General features: G+C 60.7%; 9 protein-coding genes. 5 read left to right on the top strand and 4 right to left on the bottom strand.

Features of this window, described 5'->3' with window-relative positions; genetic code table 11:
• Positions 1–88: 88 nt before the first annotated feature.
• The 4 genes from ACXAF5_RS20795 to ACXAF5_RS20780 form a co-directional block, all read right to left on the bottom strand.
• Complete coding sequence (locus ACXAF5_RS20795) at positions 89–1,408, bottom strand: TRAP transporter large permease (RefSeq protein ID WP_239325325.1); 1,320 nt, start codon at positions 1,406–1,408, stop codon at positions 89–91.
• Positions 1,405–1,977, bottom strand: coding sequence for a TRAP transporter small permease subunit (locus tag ACXAF5_RS20790; RefSeq protein WP_474948068.1), 573 nt, complete (start codon positions 1,975–1,977; stop codon positions 1,405–1,407). The genes ACXAF5_RS20795 and ACXAF5_RS20790 overlap by 4 nt, the downstream gene beginning before the upstream one ends.
• A gap of 65 nt (positions 1,978–2,042) precedes the next feature.
• Positions 2,043–3,053: a TRAP transporter substrate-binding protein gene (locus ACXAF5_RS20785; protein WP_474948067.1), complete on the bottom strand. Its 1,011-nt coding sequence runs from the start codon at positions 3,051–3,053 to the stop codon at positions 2,043–2,045.
• Positions 3,054–3,092: 39 nt separating this feature from the next.
• On the bottom strand, positions 3,093–3,599 hold the full coding sequence (locus tag ACXAF5_RS20780; RefSeq protein WP_474948066.1) for a gluconokinase: 507 nt from the start codon (positions 3,597–3,599) through the stop codon (positions 3,093–3,095).
• A 126-nt stretch (positions 3,600–3,725) separates the two neighbouring features.
• Here ACXAF5_RS20780 and gntR point away from each other — a divergent pair, with 126 nt between their 5' ends.
• The 5 genes from gntR to ACXAF5_RS20755 all read left to right on the top strand — a co-directional run bounded on the left by gntR (position 3,726) and on the right by ACXAF5_RS20755 (position 8,509).
• A complete protein-coding gene (gntR, locus tag ACXAF5_RS20775) occupies positions 3,726–4,754 on the top strand; it encodes an HTH-type transcriptional regulator GntR (RefSeq protein ID WP_474948065.1) in 1,029 nt (342 codons plus the stop codon).
• A gap of 496 nt (positions 4,755–5,250) precedes the next feature.
• Entirely contained in the window at positions 5,251–6,168 is a 918-nt protein-coding gene (locus tag ACXAF5_RS20770) for a LysR family transcriptional regulator (protein WP_474948064.1), read from the top strand.
• A 255-nt stretch (positions 6,169–6,423) separates the two neighbouring features.
• Entirely contained in the window at positions 6,424–7,107 is a 684-nt protein-coding gene (locus tag ACXAF5_RS20765; protein ID WP_474948063.1) for a glutathione S-transferase N-terminal domain-containing protein, read from the top strand.
• A 351-nt stretch (positions 7,108–7,458) separates the two neighbouring features.
• A complete protein-coding gene (locus tag ACXAF5_RS20760) occupies positions 7,459–8,112 on the top strand; it encodes a prephenate dehydratase (RefSeq protein ID WP_474948062.1) in 654 nt (217 codons plus the stop codon).
• Positions 8,093–8,509: an acyl-CoA thioesterase gene (locus ACXAF5_RS20755; RefSeq protein WP_239368373.1), complete on the top strand. Its 417-nt coding sequence runs from the start codon at positions 8,093–8,095 to the stop codon at positions 8,507–8,509. The genes ACXAF5_RS20760 and ACXAF5_RS20755 overlap by 20 nt, the downstream gene beginning before the upstream one ends.
• The last annotated feature ends 44 nt before the right edge of the window (positions 8,510–8,553 follow it).

The raw sequence follows: 8,553 nt of genomic DNA, 5'->3' as shown, positions 1-8,553 counted from the left end.
CGGTGCAGCTGTGGCCGGGTGCGCGTTCGGGCATCACGAAGACTGAGTTCGGCAATGCCGGATGTCGGTGTTTTCCTGCTTTTCAGCTCTATCTGCCGGTGATGCCGGGGAAGGCGATCAGCATGGCCAGCGCCAGGATCTGCAGCGCAATAAACGGCAGGAGCGACCGGAAGATCTCGCCAAGGCTGATGTCCGCCGGGGCCACCGATTTCAGGTAGAAGGCCGCCGGACCAAAGGGCGGCGACAAGAAGCTCACCTGCATGTTCATGCAGAAGACGACGCCGAACCAGACCGGATCAAAGCCGAGCTTGGTCACGATGGGAACAAAGATCGGCATGGTCAGCAGCGCGATCCCGACCCAGTCGAGGAACATGCCCAGCACGAAGAGAATGGCCATCATGAACAGGATCACCACATGGGGATTGTCCGAAATGCCGGTGATCAGCGCCGAGACAAAGTTGATGCCGCCCATGAAGTTGAACACCCCCACAAGGGCCGAGGCACCGATCCCGATCCAGACGATCATGCCAACGGTCTGAAGCGTCTGAAGGGCGGCGCCTTTCAACAGCTCCACGGAAAACTCGCCACGTACCAGTGTCGACAGGATGACGCCCGCGACCCCCACGGCAGAGGCTTCGGTGACGCTGGCGATGCCGCCGTAGATCGAGCCCAGCACCATGGCCACCACCAGGAGGGGCAACACCAGACCCTTGAGAAGACGCAGTTTCTCCGCCATCGGCACCTCATCGCGTTCGACCACCGGCGCGACATCGGGGTTCAGGTAGGCACGGATCAGCACATAGGCGACGTAGAATCCGGCCAGCATCAGCCCGGGCAGGAAGGACGCGGTAAAGAGATCCCCGATCGACACATTTGCGGTCAGCCCGTAGATAATGAGCACGATGGAGGGCGGCACCATGGTGCCGAGCGCCCCACCTGCACAGACCACGCCGATCGCCAGCTTGCGATCATATCCGAGCCGCAGCATCTGGGGCAGGGCGATCAACCCCAGCAGGACGACTTCGCCGCCGATGATGCCGGACATCGCGGCAAGGATCACCGCCACGATGATGGTCTGGATCGCCACGCCGCCGCGCAGCCGCCCGCCCACCAGCCGCATCGCGTCAAAGAGATCGCGGGCAATGCCGGAGCGGTCCAGGATGGCCGCCATCAGGACGAACATCGGCACCGAGACAAAGACAAAACTGGCGACAAAGGAATAGACCCGGCTGGTGATGAGCGGCACCACCATCGGCCCGGTCCACCCGAGCGCAAAGATCAGCGCCACCAGCAGCGTCACAAAGGCGAGCGGCATGCCGGTGACCAGAAGACCGAGCAGCATGACGAACATCAACAGGGTTGCGCTCTCGATGCCGAGGGCCTGAAAGGAGCCAAACAGTTCGGTCATTTCTTGTCCTTGAGGTAGTTCACCGCGAGCACCGCGAATTGCACTGCCATGACGGCGAGCACGAGAAACAGGAAGAGCTTCGACAGGCCCGGATAGACCGGGTCCCAGGCGCTGCCCGAGCGTTCCAGCCGGAAGCTGCCGTCGGGCATGAAGATCGCGCGCGCCACCATGGTCCAGGCCGCCCAGGCAAACATTGCCGCCGCCGCACCGCTGATGACAGAGATCGCGACGTTGAACCGTCGCCGCCAGCGCGGCGAAAGCGCGTCATAGATCAGCACCACGCGGATATGGCGGTCGCGGGCGGTGCAATAGAGGCCGCCGTAGACAAAGGCGATGCCGCACAGGAAAATCGTCGTCTCATGCGCCCAGATGGTGGGCGCGTTGAAGACATAGCGCAGGATCACCTCCTGGATGAGGATCAGCATGGCCAGCACGATTCCGGCGGCAAAGGCCAGCCCGCCGCGGTCGATCCAGCGCCCCAGACGCCCGGCCTGCGGGATCGGACCCGGGCCCTCGGTATCCGGCGCTGTTGCATGTTCCTGTTCGGCCAAGGCCGGTCCTCCCGTCATGATCGGTGTTGCGTGATGGTAGAGGGGGGCGCATCGGCCCCCCCCCCTCGCTGTTGGGGTTGGGCTCAGTTCAACAGGCCCGCGCCCTTCAGATAGGCGGTCAGCGTGTCATAGACTTTCTGCGCATTGTCGGAGCGGCTGGCGACCTGTTCCCATTCGCCGGTGGCGATGCTGCGGAACTTGGCGCGCTCGGCGGCGGGCCAGTCGTGGACCGTAACCTCACCAGAGGCCTTGGCGGCCTCGACCGCAGCCAGATCCGCCTCGCGCAGCGTGGCGACCTGAAGGTCGGCGAATTCCTCGACGGATTCGGTGATCGCGGTCTGAATCTCGGCGGGCATCGAGTCCCACTTGGCCTTGTTCATCGAAATCTCGACCAGCGGCATGGAGTGGAAGCCGGGATAGACCGGGTGTTTGGCCACATCATGCATGCCCTGCGCCTGATTGGTCGAGAACACGGTGTAATCCGCCGCCTCGATCACCTTCTTGTCGAGCGAGGTGAAGACCTCGGAGCCCGGCAGGTTCACCGGAGCGGCCCCGGCTGCGGCAAAGACCTGCTGCACCAGCCCCTCGGGCGCGCGCATCTTCAACCCCTTGAGGTCATCGACGCCTTCCAGCGGCACGGCAGAGACAAAGGCTTCCAGCCCCGGCGTGGTGGCGCCGATGAAATGCAGGCCGTAGGGGGCCAGCAGCTCCTGCATCAGCTCATTGCCGCCGCCGGTCCGCATGAAGGTGAACATTTCCTCCGGCGCGCTCCAAGCGCCGACCGGGTTGGCGATCAGGCCAAAGGCCGGGTCCTTGCCGGAGAAATAGGAGGTGTCGGTGACATGGCCGTCGAGGATACCCGCCGCGATCGCGTCTTGGGTTTCGTTATGGGCGACGATGCTTTCCACCGGCAACAGTTCGATGGCGACCTTGCCGCCGGTCTTTTCCTCGACCATCTCGGTCCAGCGGGTTTGCAGCTGGAAGTTCGGGTTGCCCGCCGGGTCCGACGACTGGAAGCGCAGGCTGTAGTCCTGCGCCAGGGCGCCGCCGGCAAGGGTGGTGGCAACGAGGGTTGCTTTGATCAGATGGTTCATGGGTCTCCTCCCTGAGAGTGTTCTGTGTGAGGTTTGGGTTTAGCGTCCGGTGCCGCCTCCTCGGCTCCGGACAAAGTCGAGCGCCCGCGCCACCACCTGCGGCAGTGACAACGCGACGTCGATTTCTGTGACATGGGGCCCCGACGGCGGCTCCAGCGCGTCAAGTTGGCTCTGGACGAGGCTGGGGGGCATGAAATGGCCCGGACGGGACGCAACCCGATGTTCGAGCAGATCCTGCGCGCCGGTCAGGTGGATGATGGTCATCTCGCCCGCCTGTGCTGCCAGCAGGTCACGGTAGCGTTGCTTGAGCGCCGAACAGGCCAGAACCGCGGGCCGGGGCTGGTGCGCCAGCTCCGCGCCGATGACCTCCAGCCAGTCGCGCCGCATCTCATCGGTCAGCGGCCGGCCAGCCTGCATATGCGCCACATTGTCGGGCGAATGGAAGCTGTCGGCCTCCACATAGGGTGCGTCGAGCGCGGCGGCGATTGCCTCCGCGACGCTGGATTTCCCCACACCGCAAACGCCCATGACCAGAATATGTCGCACTGCGTGCCTGCCTCCTCGCAAATCGCCGTCTGATAGCGCCACCATTAAATGACAGCGCTGTCATGATGTTGACAGCGCTGTCATTCGTCAAGAAAGATATTTCCCAAAGGGAGACAAATTCCGCCAATGTCCGAAAAGAAAAGAATAACTTTGGATGACGTGGCCCGGCTGGCCGGCGTCAGTGCGATCACCGTGTCGCGGGCGCTGCGCCGCCCCGGCATGGTTTCCGAGGCCGTGCGCAAGCGGATCGATTCGGCTGTGGCGGAACTCGGCTATGTGCCAAATCCCGCCGCACGGCATCTGGCGACGGGGCGGTCGAACGTCATCGGCGTGTTGATCCCGTCGGTCACCAACAGCGTCTTTGCCGAAGTGCTGAAAGGGATCTACGCGGCCTCGGAGCCCTCGGATTATGACGTGCAGCTGGCCAACACCCGCTATTGCGCCCGGACAGAGGAAAACGCCCTGCGGCTGTTTGCCAGCCAGAAACCCGCCGGTCTTGTGGTCAGTGGCTTCGATCAGAGCACAGCGGCCCGTGCGCTGTTGGAAAGCCTCGACTGCCCGGTGGTGCAGATCATGGAGACGGGAGAAAACCCCGTCGATGCCTGCGTGGGGTTTTCGCATTTTCACGCGGCGCAGGCGGCGACTCGGCATCTCCTGGCACAGGGCTACCGGCGGCCCGGGTTTCTGGGCGCGCGAATGGACCCGCGCACCCGGCGCCGGTTTGACGGGTTTCGCGCCGAAGCCACGGCAGCCGGAGTGTTTCACACCGATCGCGTGATGACGTCGCCCGAGGCGTCATCGGTCACCAAAGGTGCCGAGATGTTGCAGCAGTTGTTGGCGCAGGCGCCGGACGTGGATGCGATCTTCTGCAACAATGATGACCTCGCGCTTGGCGCCTTGTTCCAGGCACAGCGTGCGGGGCTGTCCGTCCCGGATCGGCTTGGGATTTGCGGATTCAATGATCTGGAGGTGATGTCGGCGGCGAATCCCTCTCTCAGCAGCGTCCGGACCCGTCGGTTCGACATGGGGCAGATGGCGCTGGAAATTGTGCTGGCAAAGCTGAACGGCACATGGTCCGGCCCTGCCGTGGTCGATCTGGGCTACGAGGTGATGATGCGGCAAAGCACCATGCCCAGGCGCGCCGACATCGGCTGAGTTCGACCCTTCAAGGGGTGGGGCGAAGGTCTGGTGCAGGCTGTTGATCCGCCTAACGCCTGTCGGTTTTCTGTATCTGGTTCGGCGGAGAGCGGATCGCCGAGAGCGCCGTACCCGCCCACGGCGGAGCCTTCGCCTCGCGCGGGCCGCGCCCCGTGGCGCATGCATCTATCCCCGGCATACCTTGCTGCGGCGCAGCGTTCGCTCCGGCCTCGCTATTTCGCGTGATCTGGCGCGCGCCGTCGGCAAACCGTGCAGTTGCGGCATCTCATGCTCAATTATTGTCGTTGGCGTGAGAATAGTGCCTGTCCACAGCAATAGCTTTGCACGTTTAGCTTGTATTCTGGGGGCCGAAGTGCAACGTTCTGGATCAGCATCCACGCCATGCGCCTGTCCGCTCTGGACGGTCGCATCGCAGAGCTGAACAGGTCGAACGTCTCCGCCAACCCCGTGGACCGATCAAGGGTATTTGCGTGAAAAACGAACGAGAACAGTTTTGGATATTCAACAGCTAAGAGTCTTTGTTACCGTTGCCCAAGAAGGCAGCATCACCCGTGCCTCCGACATCCTGTGCCGCAGTCAGCCCTCTGTCAGCGCCCAGATCAAGGGAATCGAAATGGCGCTGGGGCTGGCCCTGTTTGAGCGTACGTCCCGTGGCATGAGCGTAACCCCCGATGGAGAGCGGCTGTTGGGCGAGGCGACCCAGCTCCTGGAGCGCCACAAGCGGTTTCTACAAGAAGCAACACGCCTGAAAGGCAGTATCGTCGGAAAATTTGCGCTTGGGGCCGGGCGCCACTCTGGCAACGGTTTTGTCAGTTCCTTTCTGCACCTGATTTCAGAGCGGTTTCCCGAGCTGGAAATCGAGCTCAAGCATCTGACCTCTGCGCAGGTGATCGACGGGCTGCGCAACGAAACACTGGACATGGGATTCTTCACCGAGCCCGAGGGAGATATGCCCGACCTGACATTAACGGAAGTTTCACGTTTCAGCATTCACCTGGCAGCGCCAGTGGGGGTGGTCCAGGCCGGAAATGCGATTGATTGGGGGCAACTCGCCGATATGGTCTGGATTGTCTCGTCTCAGGATGGCTGTTGCGGCCGCTGGGCCAAGGCGCTGATGGAGCAGCACGATATACAACCAAAGCGTGTGATCAATGTGGATGATGAGACGGTGACCCGAACGCTGGTGGCCAGTGGCGCCGGTGTCGGGCTGGTTCATGTCAATGCAGAGGAAGGGTTTCCCAAACCCGAGGATGTCACCCTCTTGCATGAGGTGCGCAAGACGGCGCGTATCATGTCGGGCTTTCTGTCATCGCGTATCAACGACCCGGCCATTGATGCCGTCAACGCCTTGTTCTCCGATCTGATGAAGTCGGGGAGCTTGGCAGAGCCGCCGGCGCTTCAACTCGCTTAGGCGCGCGCCCCGCAGGGCCCTGATGGGCTCACCGGCGCTGAGGGTGTGTCGTCCTGTGGATGAGGGGGAGTGCCCCGTCTCTGTCGCGCGCCCGGTGCACGGGGTGAACTTGAAATCTGCGCATCGCTTCAATTCATGAATATCTGTGTTGTTGAGTTAAAATTGGACAACGGCAGAAATTTGTCTTGTGCCGCGGGATATGTTTCGCGTTAAACCAAAATCATGTGAAATTATGATTTGGCGCAGGAGGCCGGTATGAGAACTCTGTATAGCTTATGTGGAAAAGCAGGTGAAAGCTACTCTCCACATGTGTGGAAGGTAATTATGGCGCTCCATCACAAGCAATTGGATTTTTCCATAGAACCAGTCGATTTTTCCACGATAAAGGGAATCGAAGACGGCGCATTTAACAGTGTCCCGGTATTGCGGGACGGGGACCGGGTGCTGGGCGATAGTTTTGATATTTGTGAGTATCTGGAGGAGGCCTACCCGGATGCACCAAGCCTGTTCGAAGGTGACGGAGGGCGCCGGATGGCGCGGTTCTTTGAGACCTATTGCCTGACCATGCTGCATCCGCCGCTATCGGTCATCGTGGCGATGGATATGTACAACGTGATGAGCGAATCGGATCAGGCGTATTTTCGGGCCAAGCGCGAAGAGCGATTCGGTGTCTCACTGGAAACCCTGGCCGAACGCGGCGATTCAGAACGCGACGTTCTGACCGAAAGGCTCGTCCCCTTGCGTAAGACGCTGGAGAAGCAGCCCTGGATTTGCGGCGATAAACCTCTGTTTCCAGACTATATTGTGTTTGGAACCATGCAATGGTGCTGGGTGGTTGGTGCCCGGGACCTGCTGGACAAGGATGATCCGGTTCAGCATTGGTTCTCGCGTTGTCAGGATCTGTTCGGGGCTGCGGCGCGCGACGGATTGGCAGCGTAAGCCACCCGTCTCAGTCTGTGTTCCGGGGCCCTATGCCCAGGGCACAATCGGGATGGTGATCGTAACACATCGCTGAAATCAGCTGGTTGGAAGAGGTTTGGCGCGCTCGGTTGCGAGCGCGCTTTTTGTGCTGTGGCAGGTGCTTGAAACCCGTGTCACCAAAGCTGATAGGAGCCCTCAAGTTTTCCGAATTGTGACATAGTGCATCATTCGATCATATGTGATCAGGGGCCGCGATAAATGGCTCGGTTCGATAAATTGAAAACAGACAAACATCGGCCGATGCAGATGTTTGCCTGTCTAGTGAAATGTAGATGAGTCAATTGGTGATCCCATTTGGAGGAATCTTGAATGGACGTCGCGCTTATGGATGATCCTGATGATCGATATAGCAAGAAAACCTCCGGGAATTATGATTGGGTTAAAAAAGTACATACATTGGGGCCCGCCGGAACTAATTGCGAAAAAGCCGCTTTGAAATGGGCCGCGTTGAAATGCCGAAATGCCGAATTGGCCCTGCACGGGTCAATGGAACAGGCGGCGGAACAGGTTGCGGCCTGCGGCTGTTCGGTGCTCCTCAGCGTTGTCGCCTATCCCCAGCTCCATTCGATCATCTACGAGCACATCGCGCATCTGGGTCTTCTCGATGTGTTTATCATGATGACCGATGACATGGTCCTGGCATCGGTCACCGGCGAGATGCCGACCCTGTGCCAGACACATCCTGCCCCCGAAAAACTGCTGCCGCCCGAGATGGAGCGCATCTACGCCGCCAGCAACGCGCATGCCGCTGCCGAGGTCGCGGCCGGGCGTGGTGATGGCTGCATCACCACTCTGGCTGCCGCCGAGAAACACGGCCTGCACGTGCTGCGGGCCTTTGGCCAGGTCCCCATGGGCTTCACCATCCATGGCCCGTTGAAACACTCGGGCTGTCGCGACGCCACTTTTGAAGTTTCTGCACCAACCCCTAAAGGAGTATCCCCCAATGACACAGCGCGCGTTTGAGACCGCCATCGAGGTACGTTACCGCGATACCGATTCCATGGGCCATGTCAGCAGCCCGATCTACTACGACTACATGCAGTCGGCCTATCTGGAATACATGCATGCACTGCTGGAGCTGCCCAAGGACCAGAAACTGCCGCACATCATGGTCAAGACCGCCTGTGAATACATCAGCCAGGCGCACTACGGTGACACCGTTGTGGTGCTGAGCACCGTGTCCAAGTTCGGTGGCAAGAGTTTCGAGATGGAGCACGAGATCCGCCACGGCAGTGCCGACGGGCGCGTGGTTGCCAAGCTGCTGTCGGTGCATGTGATGTTCGACTACGAAAAACAATCCACCTACCCGATCCCCGAAGACTTCAAGACCCGCGTATCGAACTTTCAGGGCGAGAGCTGATCTCGCTGGCTCGCAAGGCGTGATCACAGAAGGAGAGAGCGCAA

The organism is Epibacterium sp. ABV4_022 (genome assembly GCF_056159345.1).
The sequence above is the reverse complement of the archived record's forward strand: the minus strand, read 5'-3'. Positions and strand labels throughout refer to the sequence as shown.